Source organism: Mesorhizobium sp. M5C.F.Ca.ET.164.01.1.1 (genome assembly GCF_004792125.1).
GTDB lineage: Bacteria > Pseudomonadota > Alphaproteobacteria > Rhizobiales > Rhizobiaceae > Mesorhizobium > Mesorhizobium wenxiniae.
Genome location: NZ_SRTG01000001.1, coordinates 122,443 through 144,879, shown reverse-complemented (window position 1 = coordinate 144,879; position 22,437 = coordinate 122,443). Strand labels below are relative to the sequence as shown.

Here is a 22,437-nt window from a genome sequence, read left to right as displayed (position 1 = left end):
TGCGGAGTTCAGTGCAGATCGGCAAGGCGCCGTTCGCGAATCTATGGCCGCGTTCTTCGACCAGTCTGCTTGCCGGCAAGGCCGTCGCATTTTTTACGGGCCGAATTAATCTCGTACGCTGTCGGTCCGCTTCAGCTCGTCGAGCGCCGGCATCGAGACGATGTGGTAGCCGGAATCGACATAGTGGATTTCGCCGGTGACGCCCGACGACAGGTCGGACAGGAGGTAGAGCGCGGAACCACCGACTTCGTCGATGGTCACCGTACGGCGCAGCGGCGAGTTGCGCTGCTGGTAGGAAAACATGTGGCGTGCATCGGAAATTCCGGCGCCCGCCAATGTCCGCACCGGTCCGGCCGATATGCCGTTCACCCTGATGCCACGCGGGCCGTAGTCGTTCGCGAGATAGCGGACGCTGGCTTCCAGACCCGCCTTGGCCACGCCCATGACGTTGTAGTTCGGCATGACACGGACGGAACCGGCATAGGTCAGCGTGATCATCGAGCCGCTGCCCTTCATCAGCGCGGCGGCATGACGGGCGACCTCGGTGAAGGAGTAGCAGGAGATGACCATGGTGCGGACGAAATTGTCGCGGCTGGTGTCGGCGTAAAGGCCCTTCAGCTCGTTCTTGTCGGAAAAGCCGATGGCGTGGACGACGAAGTCCAGCCCGCCCCAGGCCTCGCCTAAGGTCTCGAAGGTAGCGGCAACCGATGCGCTGTCCTCGACGTCGCAAGGCACGACCAGCGAGGAGCCGAGCTTGTCGGCGAGCGGCTTGACCCGGCGCCCGAAGGCTTCGCCCTGATAGGTGAAGGCGAGTTCTGCCCCATGTTCGGACAGTTTCCGGGCGATGCCCCAAGCGATCGAATGGTCGTTGGCGACACCCATGACAAGCCCGCGCTTGCCCTTCATCAATCCGTCCATGATCGGCAATCCTTATGCGGAATAGCGCTGGAAAATCAGCGTTGCGTTGGTGCCGCCGAAACCGAACGAGTTGGACAAAACGGTGTCGATCCTGGCATCGTCGATGCGATCTCGCACGATCGGCATGCCCTCGAATTCCGGATCGAGCTGCTCGATATGGGCGCTCTCGCCGATGAAGCCGCCTTGCATCATCAGGATCGAGTAGATCGATTCCTGCACGCCGGCCGCACCCAGCGAATGGCCGGTCAGTGATTTCGTCGAGGTGATGAAAGGCATGTTTTCGCCGAACACCTCGCGGATCGCGCCCATTTCCCTGGAGTCGCCGACCGGCGTCGAGGTGCCGTGCGTGTTGATGTAGTCGACCGGCGAAGAGACGGTTGCCAGCGCCTGCCGCATGCAGCGAACCGCGCCTTCGCCTGAGGGCGCCACCATGTCGTAGCCGTCGGAGGTCGCGCCATAGCCGACGATCTCGGCGTAGATCTTTGCGCCGCGCGCCTTGGCGTGCTCGAGCTCTTCCAGGACCAGCACGCCGGCGCCGCCGGCAATGACGAAGCCGTCCCGATCGACGTCATAGGCGCGCGAGGCGGCCGATGCCCGGTCGTTGAACTTGGAGGACATGGCGCCCATCGCGTCGAACAGGTCCGACATCGTCCAGTCGAGATCCTCATGACCGCCGGCGAAGACCATGTCCTGCTTGCCCCACTGGATCAGTTCGTAGCCATTGCCAATGCAATGCGCCGAGGTCGAGCAGGCCGAAGAGATCGAATAGTTGACGCCGTGGATCTTGAACCAGGTGGCGAGTGTCGCCGAAGCGGTCGACGACATCGCCTTCGGCACTGCGAACGGGCCGATGCGCTTGGGGCTGCCATTCTTGAGCGTGGTTTCGGCGGCTTCGACGATGGTTCGGGTCGATGGTCCGCCCGATCCCATGACGATACCCGTGCGCTCATTGGTGATGTCGTTCTCGCCTAGTCCAGCGTCCCCGATAGCTTGGTCCATGGCGACATGGTTCCAGGCCGCACCTTGCGACAGGAAGCGCATGGCGCGACGATCGATCAGCGCCGAGGGGTCGAGCGTCGGCGCTCCCCAGACCTGGCAGCGGAAGCCGTGTTCGGCGAATGAATCGGAAAAGCTGATGCCGGATCTGGCATCGTGGAGCGAGGCCTGCACCTCGTTGGCATTGTTGCCGATCGACGACACGATGCCGAGGCCTGTCACTACGACCCGTCTCATTCGCAACTCCTTCCAGCGCATGAACCCGAAACCTGTCGGACAAGGATCATGCGCAAATTAAGTTCTACAGCTTCCTTTGCGCGTCCTGCGGACCCGCGGCGCTGCGGAGGCGCGCCGATCAGGCGGCGGCCGATTGCTTGGACAGACCCACCTTGAGATCCGTTGCTGCGTATATGGGTTCACCATCCGCCTTCAGCCAGCCATCAGCGATGCCAAGCACCAGCCGTCCGCGCATCACGCGCTTGAAGTCCACGCCATATTCCACTTTCTTGACCGACGGCGTCACCATGCCCTTGAACTTCACCTCGCCGGTCGACAGCGCCATGCCCTTGCCCGGTTCGCCGAGCCAGCCGAGGTAGAATCCCGTCAATTGCCACATGGCGTCGAGACCCAGGCACCCCGGCATGATCGGATTCCCGATGAAATGGCAGGCAAAAAACCACAGGTCCGGCTTGATGTCGAATTCCGCGCGGATGAAACCCTTGTCGAAGGCACCGCCCGTCTCGCTGATTTCGGTGATGCGGTCGAACATCAGCATCGGCGGATAGGGGAGCTGGGCGTTTCCAGGTCCGAACAGCTCGCCGCGGGCGCAGGCAAGCAGTTCTTCGTAATCGTAGCTGGATTTCGAAACCGCCATCAATCTCGTCCCCGTAATCGTCCGGGCGGTAGCGCGCCCTTGTCGTTGGTTTCCTAACACAATCTATTTCCGGCCGGAAACCGGCGTTTGCGCTTAACCTGCCCGTCTGCCTGGGTCAATGCGCGCTATTGATCGTATTCGGCCGACAGAATATATGTCGGGGGGTGTCCAGTTTCGGTCAATGTTCGGTTTTTGGCATTCTGGGCATGTCTTGAGGCAAAACTTTGAGCTTGGACGGATAGATGGATCTGGGCTGCCGGAAGGAAAATGTCGCTGTGGACACGCGGGTTCGCGAAGCTGGCCTGAGGCCGACGCGTCAGCGCATTGCGCTGGCCGATCTGCTTTTCGCCAAAGGCGACCGCCATCTGTCGGCCGAGGAACTGCACGAGGAGGCGATCGCCGCCGGCGTGCCGGTTTCGCTCGCCACCGTCTACAACGCCCTTCATCAATTCACCCAGGCGGGCCTTCTGCGCATCCTGGCCGTCGAGGGATCGAAGACCTACTTCGACACCAACACCTCCGATCACCATCATTTCTACATCGAAGGCGAAAACAGGATCTTCGATATCGCCAGCGGTCCTGTCACGGTTTCCAACCTGCCGGAGCCGCCGGAAGGCATGGAGATCGCCAATGTCGATATCGTGGTGAGGCTGCGTCCCAAACGCTGCGATTGATCCGCGCATTATTTGGCCGCGAGATATCCGTCTCGGCTGTATCTGCCTCTCGACCGTGATCCCGAACCGCCAAGAAGGGTTAGTTCTTGACCCGTTCGCCCGGATAGGCGCCCCAGACAAGCGACTGGGCGAGCCAGCCGGTGTGGCCGTTGAAGGTCATCTCGCACCACTGGCCGTCACAGGACTTGATCGTGCCCATGGCGCCCGGCTCGATGATCGCGACGATGCTTGCATCTTTTTCCGGGTCATCGAGAAGGTTGACTCGGGCATCTTTGCCCCGCTGCCAGGGTGCTACGATCGCCGTGCGGCGGCCTGAAAGCAGCGACTGGTTGATCCAGCCTTCCGAGCCGTCGGCATCGCGCACACGACGCCAGGTGTCGAATTCCTGGATGATCTCCATCGGCAGGCCGGGCTTCATATACATCCAGTCGACGGAATAGTTGACACCTGGTCCAACGCGGGAGTTGACGCGGCCCGCTTTCAGGCTGACGAAACGCGGCAGTGGCAGGCCGCTCGGGCCGAGCGTTGCGCTCTGGGCGGGTGCTGCTGCATTCTGTGCCGCCACATGAGGGGAATAAAGGAGAGCGCCGAGGAATGCTGCGCTGAGGGCCAGGCGGAGCGACGCGAAACCAGACACTTTCATTCCTTTCGGCGCCGGCTCATCGGCCTTGGCGCCCCTTTTTCTTTGTCTTCGGCGGAACCTCTTGTTACATGGAGAACTGGCACCGCGACCGGCCTGCAGTTTCGCCTGTCTTGGTTAAAGAGGTCTCAACGAGGTCGGGTTTCGAGGAAACAATGGTAGGCAGAAAAAGGCCCCTCGTCGTCATCACGCGCAAGCTGCCCGACCCGGTCGAGACACGTATGCGTGAGCTGTTCGACGCCCGGCTGAATGTCGAAGACAGGCCGATGACGCAGCCGGAACTGGTCGCGGCGGTCAAGGAAGCCGACGTGCTGGTGCCGACCATAACCGATCATATCGACGCAGCGCTGATCGCTCAGGCTGGCGACAACCTCAAGCTGATCGCCAATTTCGGCAACGGCGTCGACAAGATCGATGTGGCGGCAGCAGCGAAGAAGGGCATTTCCGTCACCAACACGCCGAACGTGTTGACCGAGGATACGGCCGACATGACCATGGCGCTAATGCTGGCGGTGCCGCGGCGGCTGGCGGAAGGCGCCAATGTGCTGACCGGCGACAAGAAATGGGCCGGCTGGTCGCCGACCTGGATGCTCGGCCGACGTATCTGGGGCAAACGCCTCGGCATTGTTGGCATGGGCCGCATCGGCACCGCCGTCGCCCGGCGGGCCAAGGCCTTTGGCCTGTCGATCCACTATCACAACCGCCATCGCGTGCTGCCGGCGGTCGAGGATGAGCTGGAGGCGACCTACTGGGAAAGCCTCGACCAGATGCTTGCCCGCATGGACATCATATCGGTCAATTGTCCGTCGACGCCGGCGACCTTCCATCTGCTTTCGGCGCGGCGGCTGGCGCTTCTGCAACCGTCCGCTTACATCGTCAACACAGCGCGCGGCGACATCATCGACGAGGACTCTCTGGTCAAGCTGATCCAAGACGGCAAGATCGCCGGCGCCGGCCTCGACGTCTACGAGCATGAGCCAGCGCTGAACAGCAAATTGCTGAAGCTCGCCGCCAAGGGCAAGGTCGTGCTGTTGCCGCATATGGGGTCGGCGACGCTCGAAGGCCGGATCGACATGGGCGAGAAGGTGATCATCAACATCCGCGCCTTCTTCGATGGCCACCGGCCGCCGGATCGCGTACTGCCGCTGCGAACGTGACCGGCCGCCCATCTTAAGTCAGCGAAGGCTTACGAAAGCACCTTGCGCATGGTGATCGAGGTCGGTTGGTCATAGCCCTTATGCGCTGTCCGTTCCATTTCGCTAAACCCGAGGCGGGCAAAGGCCGCGTGATTTCCGGTCAGTTCGACCCGCGTCTGAAGCTCGATCGCAGGCTTGCCGCGGTTGCGGGCGAGATCCTCGACAGCTTGCATCAGCTGCCTGGCAATGCCCTGTCCCTGAAAATCCGGTTCGACCGCGAGCTTTCCGACATAGAAATCACTGGCCCGTTCGAGAACAAAAACGCAGCCGACGATCCTGCCGTCCTTCAGCGCCGCAAAGCCCGTTTCTTGCCGGGCCTTATCCCGGAGATTTTCGACCGTGAGCCGATGCGCCGAGGATGGCGGATCGATGACGCCGTCCATGGCGACGAAGGCGCGCATGATCAGCGCCAGCACCTCGTCCCAACGGTCGAAATCGGCCGGAAGCTGCGCGACGGAAACCAAGCTGCCCAAGATCTAGTTTCTCTTGTAGCGGACCGTGTCGAAGCGCGCGGCCAGCGCATCGTAAAGCAGCAGGCGGCCGACCAGCGGCTCGCCGATGCCGGCGATCAGCTTGATCGCCTCCATAGCCTGCAGCGTGCCGACGACGCCGGTCAGCACGCCGAGCACGCCGGCCACGGCGCAGGATGGCACCAGGCCGGACGGCGGCGGTTCCGGAAAAAGATCGCGATAGCTTGGATTTGGCCTGCCGTCCGTGCCGGTCTCGAACGGTTTCAGCACGGTCACCGAGCCGTCGAAGCGGCCGACGGCGGCATGTACCAGCGGCCGCTTTCCCGCGGCGCAGGCGTCGGCCACCGCATAACGTGTTTCGAAATTGTCGGAGCCGTCGACGACGATGTCATAGCGGGCGACGAGGTTAGGGGCGTTGTCCGCCGTCAGCCTGAGATTGTGCAGTTCCACGGCGACGTTGGGATTGATGCGGGCGATCGCCGTTTTGGCACTGTCGGTTTTCGCCATGCCGACAGCATCGGTGCCGTGGATCACCTGTCTTTGCAGGTTCGACAGTGAGACGCTGTCGTCGTCGACGATGCCGAGTGTGCCGACGCCGGCTGCGGCCAGATATTCGAGCACCGGCGCTCCGAGCCCGCCGGCGCCGATGACCAGGACCCGCGCCCGCTTCAGTCGCTGCTGGCCGGCGCCGCCGATTTCGGGCAGCACGATGTGCCGGGCGTAGCGTTCGAGTTCTTCGTCGGTTAGCGCGGTGGTGATCATCGCCGGACCATATAGCGGAAGAAAAACCTTGTCAGGCGTCAATGCACGTCACCCACAAAGCCTGCCCTCGGGCTTGGCCAGAGGGTGCGCAGCAGTCTTGAGGTAACGATATCCAAGAAGTCAAATGGTTGGGCTAACCATGCCATGATCGACGGTCAGGAACTGCGCGCGTCCCTTGAGACTGGAAAACAGCGCCGCATCGGTTCCGGTCATGAAAGCCTGGCAGTTCAGCTCTTCGAGGATCGAGAACAGCGCGGCACGCCGGCCGCCGTCGAGATGGGCGGCGATCTCGTCGAGCAGCAGGATCGGCGTCATGCCCGACATCTCGCCGGTCAACCGAGCATGCGACAAGACCATGCCGACCAGCAGCGCCTTCTGCTCGCCGGTCGAACACAGTTCGGCTGGCATCGCCTTGGGCCGGTGCCGCACTACGAGATCCGAACGGTGCGGGCCGTCGAGCGTGCGCCCGGCGGCGCGGTCGCGATCGCGGCCTTCGGCAAGCGCTTGGCGGAACCGCTCCTCGACATCGACAGCCGCGGTGGTGCCGACTTCGCTTTCCAACGTGCCCGACAGGCCGATGTCGGCTTGCGGAAACGGGCCGGCGCTTGGCAGCCTGTCGATCATGGCGGCGAGCAGGCGCACCAGTTCGGCACGCGCCGCGGCAATCGCTACACCGGTTTCGGCCATCTGCGTCTCGATCGCATCGAACCAGGCGCCGTCACGCGAGCCTTCGGCGAACAGCCGATTGCGGCCGCGCATCGCTTTTTCGTAGTCGAGCGCGCGCCGGCCGTGGCCTGGATCGATCGCCAGCACCTGCCGGTCGAGAAAGCGCCGGCGGTCTGCGGCCGGCCCGGTGAACAATGCATCCATCGCCGGAGTCAGCCAGACGACGCGCAGCCATTCCAGCATGTCCTCCGCCGAGCGCGCTGCCGCGCCATTGATCCGCACCCGCCGGCTGCCCTCGCCGGCGGCGTCGCCGCCTGCAATGCCGGTGCCGATCTCGACCGGTCCGTCCGGCCCATCGAGCCGGACATGGATGGCAAAGCCGCCGTCCCCGCCTTCACGCGCCACGTCGGCATAAGGTGCACGGCGCAGGCCGCGACCCGGCGTCAGCAGGGAAATCGCTTCCAGCAGGTTGGTCTTGCCGGCGCCATTGTCACCGGAAAAAACCACGGCGCCGGGGTCGAGGTCGATCGACAGTGTTGCGTAATTGCGGAAGTTCGTAAGTGACAGCTTACTTATATGAGTCTGCTGGTCGCGCTCAGACTGCTTCGCAACTCCGGTCATGACAGCAAGATGGCCTCGTTCGGGCCTATACCCGCATCGGCATCAGCACGTAGAGCGTGGTTTCGTCGGCCATGTCGTGGATCAGCGTCGGCGAACCGGGGTCCGCCAGCATGAATTTTGCCTCAGTGCCGGTCAACTGGGCGGCGACGTCGAGCAGATATTTGGCGTTAAAGCCGATTTCGATCGCGTCGGACGAATAGTCCGCGGCCAGTTCCTCTGTGGCGCTGCCCGAATCCGGATTGTTGACCGCAAGCGTGACCTGGCCTTCTCCAATCGAAAGCTTCACTGCCCGGCCGCGTTCCGACGAAATGGTCGAGACGCGGTCGACGGCGGCGGCGAAACTCTGGCGGTCGATGATCAGCTTCTTGTCGTTGCCGGTCGGGATGACCCGCTGATAATCCGGGAAGGTGCCGTCGATCAGCTTCGAGGTCAAAACGACACTTCCAATGGTGAAACGGATCTTGGTGTCGGACAATTCGGTGGTCACGGCGACGTCCGGGTCATCGACAAGCTTTTGCAGCTCGCTGACCGTCTTGCGCGGAATGATGATGCCCGGCATGCCTTCGGATCCTGCCGGCGCGTCGATCTCGGCGCGCGCCAGCCGATGGCCGTCGGTCGCTACCGAGCGCAGCTTCAGCTTGCCGTCGGCGTCATGCGTGTGCAGGTAGATGCCGTTCAGGTAGTAGCGCGTCTCTTCGGTGGAGATGGCAAATTGGGTCTTCTCGATCAGGCCCTTGAGCGCGAGCGAATCGAGCCGGAAGATATGCGAGAACGATCCGGCCGAAAGCTCCGGGAAATCGGATTGCGGCAGACATTGGAGACGGAAGCTCGAGCGGCCCGACGTCACCGTCATGGCGTTGCCGTCCTCGTCGGTCTTCAGCATGACCTCCGCGCCGTCGGCGAGCTTGCGCACGATGTCGTAGAGCAGATGAGCCGGAACCGTCGTCGCCCCGCCGCGCTCCACCTTGGCGGGCGTGGCTTCGGTCACCTCCAGATCGAGGTCGGTCGCCTTCAGTTCGAGGGTGGCGCCTTCGGCGCTCAGCAACACGTTCGACAGGATCGGTATGGTATTGCGCCGCTCGACCACGCGATGAACGTGGTTGAGCGACTTCAGGAGATTTGACCGTTCCAGGACAACACGCATGACGAAACAGGCTCGCTTGAATGAATGAGCGGGTCTCCGGTAAGCGGCAACCCGCGAAAGGTCTGAACAGGCTCAGAATCTGCACAAACTGACAGGAAAAAACCCGTAAACGCAAGCCCGCGCTACCTGTTCGGACCGGTTACGCGGGCTTTCTGGGGATAAAACTGGCGAAGTCCGCTAGCTGGCGTTTTTCGGGCCGGTCAGGCCTGATCGTTGATCAGTCTTCTCAGCAATTCGAGTTCCTGCGCCAGCGTGTTGTCGACGCCTGAAAGATCCTCGATCTTGCGCACTGCATGCAGCACCGTCGTGTGGTCGCGGCCACCGAAACGCCGTCCGATCTCCGGCAAGGAGCGCGGTGTCATCACCTTCGACAGGTACATGGCGACCTGCCGCGGCTTGACGATCGTCCGCGTGCGCCGGTTGGACAGAAGTTCTGTCTTCGACACATTGTAGTGGCGCGCGACGATGCGCTGGATGTCCTCGATGCGCACCCGCTTCGGCTCGCCCGAACGATAGATGTGGCCGAGGATCTCGTCGATGCGGTCGATGGTGATCTGCGGTTCGAACGACTGGCGAAACAGAAGCTGGTTGAACGCACCTTCGAGTTCGCGCCCGCTGCCGGTCACCGTGCGAGCGACATGGTTGAGGATCTCGTCCGAAATGTCGAGCGACGCATCATCGGCCTTGGCGGTGGCAAGGCGCAGCTTGAGCATGCCGATGCGCATGGCGAAATCCGGCGCCGACATTTCGAGCGCGACGCCGCCGTTGAGGCGCGAGCGGACGCGGGGCTCCAGTGATTCCAGTTCCGACGGCGGCCGGTCGGCTGCGACCACCACCTGCTTGGCGCTGTCGAGCAGCATGTTGATCAGATGGCAGAATTCATGCTGGATCGACTTGCCTTGCAGGAACTGCATGTCGTCGATGATGAGAAGGTCGATGTCGCGCAGCTGTTCCTTCAGCGTCAGCGCGTTGTTGTCGCGGATCGCGGTGGCAAACCGCCACATGAAATATTCGGCCGTGAGATAGACGACACGCGACTTCGGATTTTGCTTCAGCGATTCCGCCGCGATCGCCTGCAGCAGGTGCGTCTTGCCCAGCCCCACCGTCGCGTGAAGAAAGAGCGGATTGAAGCGTACCGCGCTCGACTGCGATTCCGCCACCGCTTTGGCGGCGGCAAACGCCACCCGGTTCGACGGTCCCTCAATAAAGGAGCCGAACGTGTAGCGCGGGTCAAGCGGCGAACCGAGCACATTGTGCCGGAACTCCGACTCTGCAGGCATTCCCGGGCGAGGTGCCGGTATCCGCTCCACCCTGCCGGGGCCTGCTGTTCCCGCGGCCAGCGCCGTTTGCGCTTGCCTCGTCATCTTGCGCGCCGGGACCACTTCGGGCTCGACGCCGTTGCGCCCCGGGCGGGTAGCGGTGCGCACGACGATCTCGATCTTTAGGATTTCAGGATCCTCGTGCTTCCACAGCTCGGCTATGAGGTCGAGATAGTGGCCGTTGATCCACGAGCGCAGGAAGGCGGTGGGCACCGAGATGCGGACAATGCCCCGGGACGCCTCGGCGACCTTCATGCGTCCGAACCAGCTCGAGTAGACTTCGGTTCCCAGACGCGCCTTTAACTGGGCCTTGACCCGGTCGAACTTTTGTTCCGCGTCGATGGAAGCCGACATAGCGTCCCCTCCGGTTAAGGTTCCAGGGAATGGGAGGTCGCCCGTAAGCTCCCTTTCGATGCCGCTTTGCATGATCGAGTTCCTTGTCCTTTTGTACCTTTTTTCCGCCGGGAATGCGCCTCCTGCATCCATGTTTCCGGCGACCGTGTCCTCGCGGCGACACCCTCGCCGCCGCCGGCAGATGATGTCGCCTCATTGTCAGGGAACCGGCGCCGCCTCATCAGAGCCAGCCCGCTTTGGTCATGTCAGGGCAATACAATTCCGTCCGGCGAAAACGCCGGCGCGTCATTGATCTGCCATGTACAATTACGCCAATCCCCTACCGTGTCGAAAAGACAAACCAAGCCCGTACGCGGAAATGATCCACGCAACGAATTCTGCCATTTTTTGCTGGCCGATTCAGGCTGAGCTAAGGGCCAACGGCCCGTCCCTCTCGATAGACCGACAATAACGAACTCGCTGTGGATAGGGCAAGGCCACGACTAACGGATTTTTAAGGAATGTGGTTAGCGCAGACGGGTTCGGAGCTTGCGCTGCACTGGCATGTTTTGACAAAGCCATTGTGATTCAAACCCTTTTCCGGCGAATATGAAAAAGGCCGCATCGCGCGAAATTTTCTGAAATAATTTTCTTGACAGGCAAAAGTTCCCCATCCCCCGCGCCCGATGTGAACAAGCTGTGGATGACCGTCAATAACTTATTGAAAAATAAAGCTGATTTTTGACAGCTGATATCTTCGCCGTGAACGCTTTCAGCGGCTGCGCCTATCAGCAGGCATGTATATGCCGGCAAAGCATTTCGAACATTGAAACCGTGCGAAGTGTCCGTTTGCGAGATTTCTTTTTAAGTACTTGCCGGCAAACGAAAAAACCCGGCACGAGCGGCCGGGCTTGAAAAGGACAAGATCAGTAAAGGTATATTAGGCCGACAGCACCTTGAGTCGCTGCGCCAGGCGCGAAACCTTGCGGGACGCCGTATTCTTGTGCACCACGCCCTTGGTCGCGGCGCGCATCAATTCCGGTTCCGCCACCTTGAAAGCAGCCTGCGCGGCAGCCTTGTCGCCCGAGGCGAGCGCCTCTTCGACCTGGCGGATGTAGGTCCGCACGCGCGAGCGGCGGTTCTTGTTGATCGCCGTGCGACGGGCGATCTTGCGCGTTGCCTTTTTGGCCGAGGAGGTATTGGCCATGATGCCTCTCTTCTGATCTGGTGGGCGCATGCGGGATGTCGCAGGGCGCAAAAACAAACGGGCAGCCACAGGGCCGCCTCGGTTGGTGCGGCTTATAGTTCAGCTTTTCCGGCGCGTCAACGCTGTTTCGCCTTCTTTTTGGCCGCTGCTGTCGCTCGCTTCTGGCCGCTGTCGTCACGATCTATCGGTTCGTGAAATTTGGCTTCCGCTTCTCGGCAAAGGCCGCCATGCCTTCCTTCTGGTCATCGAGCGCAAACAGCGAGTGAAACAGCCGGCGCTCGAACCGCAGCCCTTCGGCCAGTGTCGTTTCATAGGCGCGGTTGACGGCCTCTTTCGCCATCATCACCGACGGCAGCGAAAAATCGGCTATCTTGGCCGCCGCCTTCAACGCCTCCTCGAGCAGCTCGACGGCGGGCACCACACGCGACACCAGACCGCAACGCTCGGCTTCCGCCGCATCCATCATCCGTCCGGTCAGGCACATGTCCATCGCCTTCGATTTGCCGACGAAGCGGGTGAGGCGCTGCGATCCGCCCATGCCCGGCATGACGCCGAGCGTGATCTCGGGCTGGCCGAACTTGGCGTTGTCGGCGGCGATGATGAAATCGCACATCATCGCCAGTTCGCAGCCGCCGCCGAGCGCATAGCCGGCCACCGCCGCGATAACAGGCTTGCGCGCCCGGGTGAACTCTTCCCAGCCGACAAAGAAGTCCTGCACATAAGCGTCGACAAAGGAGATCGCCTGCATTTCCTTGATGTCCGCACCTGCCGCGAAGGCTTTTTCGGAGCCGGTGATGACCATCGCGCCGATGTCGGCATTCGCGCAGAAGCCATTCACGGCCGCGACCATTTCCGCCAGGACCTGGGAGTTCAGCGCATTGAGCGCCTTCGGCCGGTTGAGCGTGATCAGCCCGACCTTGCCGCGGGTTTCCACGATGATCGTTTCATAGGCCATGACTGTATCTCCTCACTCAGTCATCTAACTTACATCTGGCGTCCAGCTCATACTCGGCATCTAGGTCACACCCGGCACCTAGCTCACAACTGACAGGTCCGGCAATAGAAGGTGGAACGCCCGCTTTGCACGATGCGCTCTATATGGCCGCCACAGCGGTGCTTGGAGCAGGGTTCGCCCTCGCGATCGTAGACCGCGAACGAATGCTGGAAATAGCCCAGCGACCCGTCGGTCTGCATATAGTCGCGCAACGACGATCCGCCGGCGGCGATCGCGTCGGCGATCACCGCGCGGATGGCTTCGGCCAGGGCGTCGCGCTGCTGTTTGGCCTTCTTTCCAGGATTTGCGATGGTGCCCGCCTCGCGCAACGGCGACAGACCGGCGCGCCACAGGGCCTCCGACACATAGATATTGCCGAGCCCGGCGATCAGCCGCTGATCAAGAAGTGCTGCCTTCAGCGGCGACTTCCGGCCTTTCAGCAGCGAGGCGACCAACTCGCCGTCCAACGCATTGCCTGTCGGCTCGACGCCCAGCCCCGCGAGCATCGGATGCGTGTCGGGCGCCCCTTCGGAAAACAGCATGAAGCCGAAACGGCGCGGATCGTTGAAGGTCACGCGGGACCGGGCGCCTTCGGGAGAGACGATATGGAAGACGACATGGTCGTGTACCGCGCTTTTCGAGCGCTCGTGATAAAACGCGCCCAACACTTCGCTGCTATCGGGCATTTCGCTGTCATCGGACGTTTCGATGCGGAACGACCCCGACATGCCGAGATGGCAGATCAGCACCGGACCGCCTTTCAGATGCATCGTCAGGTATTTGGCCCGGCGGCCGAGCGCTGTAATTGTCTTGCCGGTCAGCCCCTCCAAGAATTTTTCGGGAAACGGAAAGCGCAGGTCGGGCCGGCGTGCCTCGACGCGGACGATATGGGCGCCTTCCAGAACCGGCTGCAGGCCCCGTCGCACCGTTTCGACCTCAGGCAACTCAGGCATAGCCGCCTATCGTTGCATAGAAGGAGGTGCCGTGACGGCCGCGTGCCAGCCCAAGATGCTCGGCGACGGTTTCACCGATGTCGGCGAACGTCGTTCTGAGCCCAATGTCGCCGCCAAAACCTGGTCCCGTGCCGATCACTGGAATGCGTTCGCGTGTATGATCGGTGCCGTGCCAGGTTGGATCGTTGCCATGGTCTGCCGTGAGGATGAGAAGGTCGCCTTGCCTCAGTCGTGCAAGCGCCTCCGGCAGCCGCCGGTCGAAGGCCTCGAGCGCCGCGGCATAGCCGGCAACATCGCGCCGATGGCCGAACTCTGTGTCGAAATCGACGAAATTGGCGAAGACGAGATCGCCGTCGCCCGCGTCAGCCATCGCGCCGAGCGCCTTGTCGAACATCGCCATGTTGCCGGCGGCCTTGCGTACTTCCGAAATGCCGCGATGGGCGAAGATGTCGCCGATCTTCCCGACCGCGATGACCCGGCTGCCGCGCGCCGTCAACCGGTCGAGCAGGGTCGGTTCAGGCGGCGGCACCGAATAGTCCCGGCGGTTGTGCGTCCGTTCGAAGCTGGCGGCGGCTTCCCCAATGAAGGGCCGCGCGATCACCCGTCCGATGTTCAGCGGATCGACCAGCCTGCGCACCACCTTGCAGAATTCGTAGAGCCGTTCCAGGCCGAAGTGAACTTCATGCGCGGCGATCTGCAGGACGGAGTCGACCGACGTGTAGCAGATCGGCTTGCCGGTGCGGATATGCTCCTCCCCGAAACGCTCGATGATCTCGGTGCCCGGGGCATGGCAATTGCCGAGAATGCCCGGCACCTCTCCTTCGCGGATGATCGCTTCGGTCAGTTCGGCTGGAAAGGCGGGAACCGTGTCCGGGAAATAGCCCCAGTCGAAGCGAACCGGCAAGGCGGCGATTTCCCAATGGCCCGATGGCGTGTCCTTGCCGCTCGAAATCTCCTGCGCCGCGCCATGGAAGGCGGAGGCGACCTGGGCCTCGCCCCCGCTGTCGATGCTGAATCCTGTCGCGGTTTTCGCCGCGTGGCCCAGGCCGAGCGAGAGCATGTTGGGTACGAAAAGCGGGCCTTTGCGCAGCCCCTCGCGATCCGCCCGGCCTTCGGCGCAGGCTCTAGCGATGTGTCCGAACGTGTTGGAACCGGCGTCGCCATAGCGCTCTGCGTCGGCCGCGCCGCCGATGCCGAAGGAATCGAGAACAAAAAGGAAGGCGCGCGCCATTGCAGGGATTCATTATTATCGTTTGTCTGTCCGCCCAGACATAGGGGGCCGCGCCGCCATTGGCAATTCGGAAGCAGACGGCTTGGCGCGATAGTTGAGATGTGGCGAAATGCCGGCATCGGCGTGGATCGACGAAAACCAGCGGGGAACTCACATGAGGCATGCCTTGAAGGCCTTCGCAGTCATCATGACGCTGCTGGGTGCGGCCTGGTCAAATCCGGTGCGCGCCGATTGGCGGGATGACATCGGCACGTTTCGTGTCGGCATCGTCGCCGAGCCCGGCGCCGGCAACACAGTTCCGGGTCTGGCGCTGTTGACGGACGCCTACACCAAGGCGCTCGGCATGAAGGTGGAGTTTGTCGTTTCCCGCGACTACGCGGCGCTGATCGAGGCGCAAGCCAACGCCCACATCGAATATGCGGTCTATTCGGCGACCGCCTACGCCATCGCATCCGAACGTTGCGAATGCGTCGAGCCTCTTGTGGCGCCTGTCGATTCCGACGGCGTGATCGGCATCCGATCCGTCTTGCTGACGCGGGACGGCAAGGTCCCAGATCTGGCCGCGATGGAGGCGCATCGGGTCGCCATGGTGCCTCCGGACAGTGTCGGCGGTTCTCTTTTGCCGCTTGCCGGGCTGGCCGCCGAAGGCGTCAAGATCGCCAAGGATGCGCCATTTCTGACGCACGCCAATTCGGCTGCGGCGGCTGAAACGATGCTGGTCGATGGCGAGGCCGATGCCCTCTTCGGCTGGATGCCGGCGGTGGCCGATGGCCAGCCGGATGTTGCGGGCGGCACGGTCGCCAGGCTGGAAATGGCAGGGCTTTCGAAAGCAGCACTTCAGGTCGTGTGGACGTCCGGCCTGCTGCGGTATGGTCCCCATGCCGTCCGCAGCGATCCCGATCCCGAAGCCAAACGGCGGCTCACCGTGTTCTCATCAATCTCAGATCGATGTCGCCGGATGTCTACGATCTTCTGGAATCGAAACATTCCGGCGGCTTCGCCATCGCTGGCCCGAAGGATTACGCGATGGCTGCAGCCATCGTGCGCCTGGTGTCAGGCAACGGCCGATAGCAATGGCGGCCGGAGTCGGGCCCGGTCGTTTCAGCAGGTGCTGCAGGGAATCGTCGGGCTCCTGCGGGGCCTGAGATAATAGGTTTCGCCCATCGATATCGAGTCGAAAGCCGAACTCAATCCGAGCCGCTTCTCACTGTCCACCGACCAGGTGATGATCGGCTGGTATGCGAGATTACTTTCGACGCGAATGAGAAAGGTACCCTTGATCTCGAGCGCCGGTGGAACCGTGGTGATGGAGTTTTTGGCGGTGGCGGCGCTGAAGGCGCTACCAACCATCTTGCGTGACCACACGACCAGTACCTTCGGCGTCGGTTCGTCCGTGACCTGTATTGCGGTGATGATGATTTCCGGGGTCGATCGGTTGTACGGCTGAAGGGTGGAGTTGCCGATCTGCATGATCGCATCGAGATCGGCTGCCGTGATGGTCTGCTGCTGGGTAACGAGATCCGCCACCATGCTGCCGATGCGACTGACCTTTTTGCTGGTCTCGATGGCTTGTGAGGCTTCCATGGTCATGAAGTACATGATCAGCAGGACGGGCACGATGAAGGCAAACTCAACGGCCGCGACACCGCGGCGATCGGAGCAGAACCGGATGGTTTTCGTGCATATCCCAGCGATCCTCTTATGTGCCCCCGCCCGCCCCATGCCTTCGTCCTTTCCCACCCACGCAACGGTACGTTTTCAATTGTCGAACGGCTCGTTCTGCCAGGTCACCGATGCGAAATGCAGCGTGTTGCCGTCTTTCAGATTGGCCATCGACTTGGCCATGAAATCGGTCATGACGGGCCATTTATAAAAAACCCGCAGCATGTTTATTGATTCAGCCAAGCCTGGGGATACCGTAAAAGCCGCGGGGTCCGTGCCGGTCAGCACGATTTCGCGGTCTTGGATCTTGAAGCCCGCCTGGGCCGCGGCGGCGAAGGTCGGATACTCGCGCAGGTCCACCTCCAATCCCGGGCAGTCCTTGGCGACCATGACCTTCAGCCGGCTGCAGATCATGGTCTTCAGCGTGGCCTCGGTCACATCGGCCTGCCTTACCTGGCCCGTCCGTAGCTGGCGCGCGACATCGTCGGTGATGTTGGCCATCACCTCTTGCCCGGCAAATGAAATGCAGCTCTCCAGTATGGCAAAGATGAGGAGCGCAAATGGCACGGCAAGCATCGCGAACTCCAAAGCCGTGCTGCCGCGCCGGTCGCCAAGGAAGCGCGCGGAAAAGCCTGCCAGTCCTGCTCTGATCATGTCCCGTGTCTGCCGATCCTGAAGGGGTGTCGGAGGGAATATTAGCGGAAACCCATTGAAGTGCGGTTTGTATGATCGTTAAATTTGAGGGAGAGGCTTTAACAGGCCGACAACCGAAGCGGCATTTCAGCGAGGTGAGAACAATCCGCTCGTTACCGGCCGGCGCTCATCTCGGCTTCCGAGGCCTTCTCCGCATCGCTTTTATACGAGCTTTCGCAATACGGCGTGCAGGACATGGTCTGTATTTCGGCACGCCGATAGATGCGCACCGACGACGCATCCTGCCGCACGACGGTGATCTGCTCGTCGACGATCGGACGGCCCTCTTGATCGAGGACGACGAGGTTGGTGACGCCGAAGCCTTTGCCGGTCAGCACGATCGTCGAAGCATCCTGCACGGAGGCGTCGGCGATCGCCGGGTTGCCGACGACAATCGTATCGGCGGCGCGCGACAGTTTGACGATCTTCGCCTGATTCATCGTGACCTCGATGCCGGCGCCAGCCTTGACCGGCACGACAAAGGCCGTGGCGGCAAGGAGCGCGGCAATCGGAAAGGACGATCTCGGCCCGGTCATTGAAGCGCTCCACGGCGGCAAACTGCTCAACGGAACATGAACGAGATTGGTGAACCAACGGTTAATCGGAGAAGTTCTGTGGTGATGTCGGGATCGGAATCGTGATCGCCTGCAGCGGGCGGCCCTTTTCCCAAATCGCTAAATTGCGCCTTTCGCGGCCCGTGACGTGCCTGTCGGGCCATAGCGTCACTTAGTTTACGGTTAACCACGCAATGTCATCGAAGCCGGAAAGGAATCGGTAAGGCTGTTTATTAAGCCGATCGAAAGAGCTTCTCCGTAGATTGGCAATATCCGATCAGCCGCCAAGAGAAGTTGACGGAACTGCTGTAACACGTGGAGTAGGAGCTCTCGAATGTCTAATCTCATTGCACGTTTTGTGAAGGACGAATCCGGCGCGACCGCTATCGAATACGGTCTGATCGCCGCTCTCATCGCGCTCGCCATCATGGTCGGCGCCGGCTCGCTGGGCAACGCGCTGAACGCGAAGTTCAACGGGATCGCCACTTCGATCAACAATTCGTAACAGATTACGACGTCTTGTCGTTTTCCAGAACAGGGCCGCCTCACTGGCGGCCCTGTTTCGTCGTACCGCAGATTTCAGCTCGCAGCCTCATCAATCGTTAATCGAACATGTCTAAGCTGGGCTAGGCATAGTTGACCATAGGCCCCGCGCAGATGCTTGAAGCCCTGATCTTCGTCGTTTTTCCGTTCTGCATGCTTTTCGCCGCGATCTCCGACATGCTGTCGATGACGATCGCCAATCGTGTGCCGGTGCTGCTTGTGGCAGTCTTCGCCCTGGTCGCGCCGCTGACGGGAATGGACTGGGCAACCTATGGCTGGCATTTCGCCGCCGGTGGCCTGGTTCTCGCCGTGACCTTCGGTCTGTTCGCGCTCGGCGGCATGGGAGGCGGCGACGCCAAGCTGCTGGCCGCCACTGCCGTGTGGATGGGGCTCAATGTCCATCTCATCCAATATCTCGTTGTCTCGACATTCATCGGTGGCCTGCTGACGCTCGCAATCCTTGTCTATCGGAAATCGCCGCTTGCGGCCGTTACAAGCCATAATCCGTTTTTACGCCATTTCGCCGACGAGACATCAGGCGTTCCCTATGGCATCGCGCTTGGCATTGGCGGCCTGCTCACCTTTCCGAATTCGCCCTTGATGACGTGGGCACTTGCAAGGCTGGCGGTCTGATTCTCGCCGCCAACATTTTCTCGTCAGACCATGCCTACCATTCTTCGATTTGGCGTTGAAGCAGGCAGCTTGGCAGCCTTTTTTGCGGTCCGGAGCGATGCCTCAAATTTATGTAAACCTTAAATTAATCACGATCGTAAGTATTAAATTAACCTTGTTTTGACGATTGCCGCTGCAAGGTCCGGCTTGGCTACGTGGTTTGCCAAGGCGAGGTTCGGACAGATGCCAGCATCCCGACTGATCATTCTAGGCGTGGCGGTGGCCGCGGCGGGTGGCGCAGGATATGTTGCAAAAAATATGGTGGCGGCTCCGCCGCCTCAAATCGTCGATTCCGGCCCCACGGCGCCGGCAATCGCGCTGCAGGACGTGCTTGTCCTGTCAGGCGACGTTCCGATGGGCAGCCCACTCGAGAACAACATCAGCTGGCAGTCCTGGCCGGCCGACGGCGTCAACGCGAATTTCATCACCCGCGCCGCGGAGCCCGATGCGCTTGAGAAGCTGAAAGGCGACGTCGCCCGTGTCGCGATGTATGCCGGCGAGCCGCTGCGGCGATCCAAGCTGATCGGCGAGGGACAGAGCTTCATGTCGTCGATCCTGCCCTCCGGCATGCGGGCCGTCGCCACAGCCGTATCGGCCGACACTTCGGCCGGCGGCTTCATTCTTCCCAATGATTTCGTCGATGTCATCATGACCCGCAGAGCCGATGCCGCGGGCGGCGGCAGCGGTTTTACGACCGAAACCATCCTCAAGAACATTCGCGTCCTGGCAATCGACCAGACCATCCAGGAGGACGAGGAAGGCAAGAGGACCAGGGTCGGCCAGACCGCGACACTGGAACTGACATCGCAGCAGGCGGAAATCATCACCGTCGCTCAGCAAATGGCGGATCGCCTGACATTGGCGCTGCGGTCGATCAGCGACACCCAGGAGAAGAATCTGGGCGAGGCCGATTATCTCGTTTCCGGCAATGGGCGGCGCGGAACAGTACGATTGATCAAGTCAGGCGAAGTTTCCGAAGTGGGGGCAAGGCAATGAGGCTAAACGCTAGACTGCCGGTCGCCCTGGCTGCGGCTATCGGCCTGTTCCTCATTGGGACGAATGCGCAAGGCCCCGTCGAGGCGAATGCGGCAGGCAGGAAGGCCGAGGTGTCGGCTACGACCGCCACCCAGCGCGTCAAGCTCGGCCTCAACAAATCGGTGGTCATCGACCTGCCGAGCGATGCCTATGATATTCTCGTCGCCAACCCGGCGGTCGCCGATGCGGTGACCCGCACCGCCAGGCGCATCTATCTGTTCGGAAAGGCGGTGGGCGACACCAACATCTTCGTCTTCGGCCCCAATGGCGAACAGATCGTCAGTCTGGATCTGGCAGTCGAACGCGACGTCGCCGGACTGGAAGACTATATCAGGCGCTTCATCCCGTCATCGACCATCACTGTCGAATTGCTGAACGACAACGTCGTCCTGACCGGAACCGTGGACACTCCCCTGGATGCCAAGCGCGCGGTCGATCTGGCCACCATCTTCGTGTCCGGCGGTGAAGCGACCACGGGACAATATTCGCAGACCGCCTCCGGCGGCTCGGCCGAAGCCGGTGTCGACATCGACAATCCGGATTCCGAGCGTCGTGTCAGCAAGATCGTCAACCTCCTGCAGATCATCGGTGACGACCAGGTGACGCTAAAGGTGACGGTCGCGGAAGTCAGCCGCTCGGTGATGAAGCAGCTTGGCGTCAATCTGATCGGAAACGGCGACAGCAATGGCATCAGTTGGAGCGCCTTGACCAGCCCCGCATACGGACTGGGAAAACCCCTGTCGCAATTTTCGGGACTTTCAATCGGCACCTCGGCGCTTCAAGCGTATATCAATGCCATGGAGCAAAGCGGTGTCATGAAGACACTGGCCGAGCCGACACTGACTGCGGTCTCGGGTGAGAAAGCGACATTCAAAGTCGGCGGTGAATTCAATCTCATCACAAGCCGAACGAACAACGTTTCAAACGACAATCAAACGGGCCAGGTTACTTACACCAACGAAAAGCTCGAATACGGAATTGGCCTCGAATTCCAGCCTGTCGTGCTCTCGGCCGGCCGCATCAGCCTTAAAGTGAGGACGTCGGTTTCGGAGCCTACGATGGAAGGCGCCACAGTGCTCGAAGGGGCCGGGGACTTGCCCGGCACCACTTTGCTGTCGATCCGCAAGCGCCTGGCAGACACCACCGTTGAACTGCCTTCAGGCGGTTCGATGATGATCGCCGGCCTGGTTCGGGACGACATCCGGCAGGCGGTCGCCGGGCTGCCCGGGCTGACCAAGATCCCAGTGCTTGGCACGCTGTTCCGTAGCCGGGACTTCGTCCGCAACGAGACCGAGCTCGTCATCATCATCACGCCCTACCTGGTGAAGCCGGTGACGCGCAACGCTCTTGCCAAGCCGGACGACAATTTCAACGCCGCCAGCGATGGCGCCGGCATGTTCCTTGGCCGTGTCAATCGCGTCTACGGCACCATGCAGACCGACAAGCCCAACGGCCGTTATCACGGCGTTGTCGGCTTCATCTACAAGTAAGCGGGGAAGCGGACATGTCTCAGTCAGCGTTGAAGGCAAGGACGAACACCGCAGCGAAGCGGTCCGGCCGTTCGCGTATCTACAGGCCAGCCATTCCGGTCCTGATGGTTGCGGTCGCGGCATTGCTGGGGGGCTGCGCCGATCTCAAGCGGGACAGCATCACGGTCGGCGCTGTTCCGGACGATTATCGCACCACCCATCCGATCGTGATTGCTGAGAAGAACCTGAAGATCGACCTTCCGGTCGGCGCCGGCGATCGCGGCATGACCGGCTCTCAGCGCGACACCCTTCTGGGCTTCCTGGATGGCTACGACAAGAGCGCCGCTCCGACCCTGACGATCTCGATCCCGAGCGGTTCGGCCAACGAGATCGCCGCGACCGCGGCCGGTCGCGATTTTGCCAGACTTGCGATTGCCAGCGGCATCAGCCGGAACCGGATCGTCATGACCACTTACCAGTCGGTTTCGGCCGAAGCGTCGGCGCCGATCCGCGTCGCCTATGTCTCGGTGAAGGCGCAGACCGACAGATGCGGGCGCTGGCCCGAAGACCTGCTGCAGACCTCGGAAAACAAGCACTATGCCGATTTCGGCTGCTCGTATCAGAACAATCTTGCCGCCCAGATGGCAAATCCGACCGATCTGCTCGGACCGCGCAAGCAATCCGATATCGACGCGGAAAATCGCAGCGCGGTGATCGACGTCTACCGTCAGAGAGGCATTTCGGAAGAGTTCTTCGGCAATTCGGAAGTTGAGTATTGAGCTTGAGCCGCGCCAGTCACGGAAAGAAATGA

General features: G+C 61.5%; 23 protein-coding genes and 1 pseudogene. 8 read left to right on the top strand and 16 right to left on the bottom strand.

Annotated elements, in window-relative coordinates; translation table 11 throughout:
* Positions 1 to 105: 105 nt before the first annotated feature.
* The 3 genes from fabI to fabA all read right to left on the bottom strand — a co-directional run bounded on the left by fabI (position 106) and on the right by fabA (position 2,788).
* Positions 106 to 918: an enoyl-ACP reductase FabI gene (gene fabI / locus EN807_RS00675; protein WP_127315675.1), complete on the bottom strand. Its 813-nt coding sequence runs from the start codon at positions 916 to 918 to the stop codon at positions 106 to 108.
* Between the two features lie 12 nt (positions 919 to 930).
* Positions 931 to 2,151, bottom strand: coding sequence for a beta-ketoacyl-ACP synthase I (fabB, locus tag EN807_RS00670; protein ID WP_135933492.1), 1,221 nt, complete (start codon positions 2,149 to 2,151; stop codon positions 931 to 933).
* Positions 2,152 to 2,269: 118 nt separating this feature from the next.
* Positions 2,270 to 2,788 carry a 3-hydroxyacyl-[acyl-carrier-protein] dehydratase FabA gene (fabA, locus tag EN807_RS00665; protein ID WP_023802127.1) on the bottom strand — a complete coding sequence of 173 codons (519 nt, stop codon included), beginning with the start codon at positions 2,786 to 2,788 and terminating at the stop codon, positions 2,270 to 2,272.
* 242 nt (positions 2,789 to 3,030) lie between these two features.
* Here fabA and irrA point away from each other — a divergent pair, with 242 nt between their 5' ends.
* On the top strand, positions 3,031 to 3,462 hold the full coding sequence (gene irrA, locus EN807_RS00660; RefSeq protein WP_135933491.1) for an iron response transcriptional regulator IrrA: 432 nt from the start codon (positions 3,031 to 3,033) through the stop codon (positions 3,460 to 3,462).
* Between the two features lie 79 nt (positions 3,463 to 3,541).
* On the opposite strand, the gene EN807_RS00655 is transcribed toward irrA, so the two are convergent.
* The gene (locus EN807_RS00655) at positions 3,542 to 4,099 is read right to left on the bottom strand and encodes an SH3 domain-containing protein (protein WP_029356932.1); all 558 of its coding nucleotides are present in this window, start codon (positions 4,097 to 4,099) and stop codon (positions 3,542 to 3,544) included.
* Between the two features lie 158 nt (positions 4,100 to 4,257).
* Here EN807_RS00655 and EN807_RS00650 point away from each other — a divergent pair, with 158 nt between their 5' ends.
* The gene (locus EN807_RS00650; protein WP_029356930.1) at positions 4,258 to 5,259 is read left to right on the top strand and encodes a D-glycerate dehydrogenase; all 1,002 of its coding nucleotides are present in this window, start codon (positions 4,258 to 4,260) and stop codon (positions 5,257 to 5,259) included.
* 29 nt (positions 5,260 to 5,288) lie between these two features.
* Here EN807_RS00650 and EN807_RS00645 read toward each other — a convergent pair whose 3' ends face one another.
* The 9 genes from EN807_RS00645 to EN807_RS00605 form a co-directional block, all read right to left on the bottom strand.
* Positions 5,289 to 5,771: a GNAT family N-acetyltransferase gene (locus EN807_RS00645; RefSeq protein WP_135933490.1), complete on the bottom strand. Its 483-nt coding sequence runs from the start codon at positions 5,769 to 5,771 to the stop codon at positions 5,289 to 5,291.
* Positions 5,772 to 5,774: 3 nt separating this feature from the next.
* The gene (locus EN807_RS00640; protein WP_135935738.1) at positions 5,775 to 6,530 is read right to left on the bottom strand and encodes a molybdopterin-synthase adenylyltransferase MoeB; all 756 of its coding nucleotides are present in this window, start codon (positions 6,528 to 6,530) and stop codon (positions 5,775 to 5,777) included.
* A 120-nt stretch (positions 6,531 to 6,650) separates the two neighbouring features.
* Positions 6,651 to 7,817 carry a DNA replication/repair protein RecF gene (recF, locus tag EN807_RS00635; RefSeq protein ID WP_135933489.1) on the bottom strand — a complete coding sequence of 389 codons (1,167 nt, stop codon included), beginning with the start codon at positions 7,815 to 7,817 and terminating at the stop codon, positions 6,651 to 6,653.
* A 25-nt stretch (positions 7,818 to 7,842) separates the two neighbouring features.
* Positions 7,843 to 8,961 (bottom strand): DNA polymerase III subunit beta, encoded by a 1,119-nt coding sequence (gene dnaN / locus EN807_RS00630; protein WP_135933488.1) that lies wholly within the window; start codon positions 8,959 to 8,961, stop codon positions 7,843 to 7,845.
* A gap of 200 nt (positions 8,962 to 9,161) precedes the next feature.
* Positions 9,162 to 10,634 (bottom strand): chromosomal replication initiator protein DnaA, encoded by a 1,473-nt coding sequence (dnaA, locus tag EN807_RS00625; RefSeq protein WP_245477499.1) that lies wholly within the window; start codon positions 10,632 to 10,634, stop codon positions 9,162 to 9,164.
* A gap of 919 nt (positions 10,635 to 11,553) precedes the next feature.
* The gene (gene rpsT / locus EN807_RS00620) at positions 11,554 to 11,820 is read right to left on the bottom strand and encodes a 30S ribosomal protein S20 (protein WP_029356919.1); all 267 of its coding nucleotides are present in this window, start codon (positions 11,818 to 11,820) and stop codon (positions 11,554 to 11,556) included.
* Between the two features lie 181 nt (positions 11,821 to 12,001).
* Positions 12,002 to 12,775: an enoyl-CoA hydratase gene (locus tag EN807_RS00615; RefSeq protein WP_127211873.1), complete on the bottom strand. Its 774-nt coding sequence runs from the start codon at positions 12,773 to 12,775 to the stop codon at positions 12,002 to 12,004.
* An 83-nt stretch (positions 12,776 to 12,858) separates the two neighbouring features.
* Entirely contained in the window at positions 12,859 to 13,767 is a 909-nt protein-coding gene (gene mutM, locus EN807_RS00610; RefSeq protein WP_135933487.1) for a bifunctional DNA-formamidopyrimidine glycosylase/DNA-(apurinic or apyrimidinic site) lyase, read from the bottom strand.
* Positions 13,760 to 14,998 (bottom strand): phosphopentomutase, encoded by a 1,239-nt coding sequence (locus EN807_RS00605; RefSeq protein WP_135933486.1) that lies wholly within the window; start codon positions 14,996 to 14,998, stop codon positions 13,760 to 13,762. The genes mutM and EN807_RS00605 overlap by 8 nt, the downstream gene beginning before the upstream one ends.
* Positions 14,999 to 15,152: 154 nt before the next feature.
* Between EN807_RS00605 and EN807_RS00600 the strand changes: the two are divergent.
* Positions 15,153 to 16,069 (top strand): annotated as a pseudogene (locus EN807_RS00600) (PhnD/SsuA/transferrin family substrate-binding protein).
* Between the two features lie 30 nt (positions 16,070 to 16,099).
* Here EN807_RS00600 and EN807_RS00595 read toward each other — a convergent pair.
* The 3 genes from EN807_RS00595 to EN807_RS00585 all read right to left on the bottom strand — a co-directional run bounded on the left by EN807_RS00595 (position 16,100) and on the right by EN807_RS00585 (position 17,889).
* On the bottom strand, positions 16,100 to 16,720 hold the full coding sequence (locus EN807_RS00595) for a TadE/TadG family type IV pilus assembly protein (protein ID WP_135933485.1): 621 nt from the start codon (positions 16,718 to 16,720) through the stop codon (positions 16,100 to 16,102).
* 36 nt (positions 16,721 to 16,756) lie between these two features.
* Complete coding sequence (locus EN807_RS00590) at positions 16,757 to 17,314, bottom strand: TadE/TadG family type IV pilus assembly protein (protein ID WP_135933484.1); 558 nt, start codon at positions 17,312 to 17,314, stop codon at positions 16,757 to 16,759.
* Between the two features lie 152 nt (positions 17,315 to 17,466).
* Positions 17,467 to 17,889, bottom strand: a complete 423-nt coding sequence (locus EN807_RS00585; protein WP_095517025.1) for a pilus assembly protein N-terminal domain-containing protein — start codon at positions 17,887 to 17,889, stop codon at positions 17,467 to 17,469.
* A gap of 352 nt (positions 17,890 to 18,241) precedes the next feature.
* On the opposite strand from EN807_RS00585, the gene EN807_RS00580 reads away from it, so the two are divergent.
* The 5 genes from EN807_RS00580 to EN807_RS00560 all read left to right on the top strand — a co-directional run bounded on the left by EN807_RS00580 (position 18,242) and on the right by EN807_RS00560 (position 22,405).
* Positions 18,242 to 18,412: a Flp family type IVb pilin gene (locus EN807_RS00580; RefSeq protein ID WP_127212514.1), complete on the top strand. Its 171-nt coding sequence runs from the start codon at positions 18,242 to 18,244 to the stop codon at positions 18,410 to 18,412.
* A 152-nt stretch (positions 18,413 to 18,564) separates the two neighbouring features.
* Complete coding sequence (locus tag EN807_RS00575) at positions 18,565 to 19,083, top strand: prepilin peptidase (protein ID WP_127212515.1); 519 nt, start codon at positions 18,565 to 18,567, stop codon at positions 19,081 to 19,083.
* A gap of 222 nt (positions 19,084 to 19,305) precedes the next feature.
* Positions 19,306 to 20,118, top strand: coding sequence for a Flp pilus assembly protein CpaB (gene cpaB, locus EN807_RS00570; protein ID WP_135933483.1), 813 nt, complete (start codon positions 19,306 to 19,308; stop codon positions 20,116 to 20,118).
* Positions 20,115 to 21,647, top strand: coding sequence for a type II and III secretion system protein family protein (locus tag EN807_RS00565; protein ID WP_135933482.1), 1,533 nt, complete (start codon positions 20,115 to 20,117; stop codon positions 21,645 to 21,647). Before cpaB ends, EN807_RS00565 begins: the two co-directional genes overlap by 4 nt.
* A 14-nt stretch (positions 21,648 to 21,661) precedes the next feature.
* Positions 21,662 to 22,405 (top strand): CpaD family pilus assembly protein, encoded by a 744-nt coding sequence (locus tag EN807_RS00560; protein ID WP_135933481.1) that lies wholly within the window; start codon positions 21,662 to 21,664, stop codon positions 22,403 to 22,405.
* Positions 22,406 to 22,437: the final 32 nt, after the last annotated feature.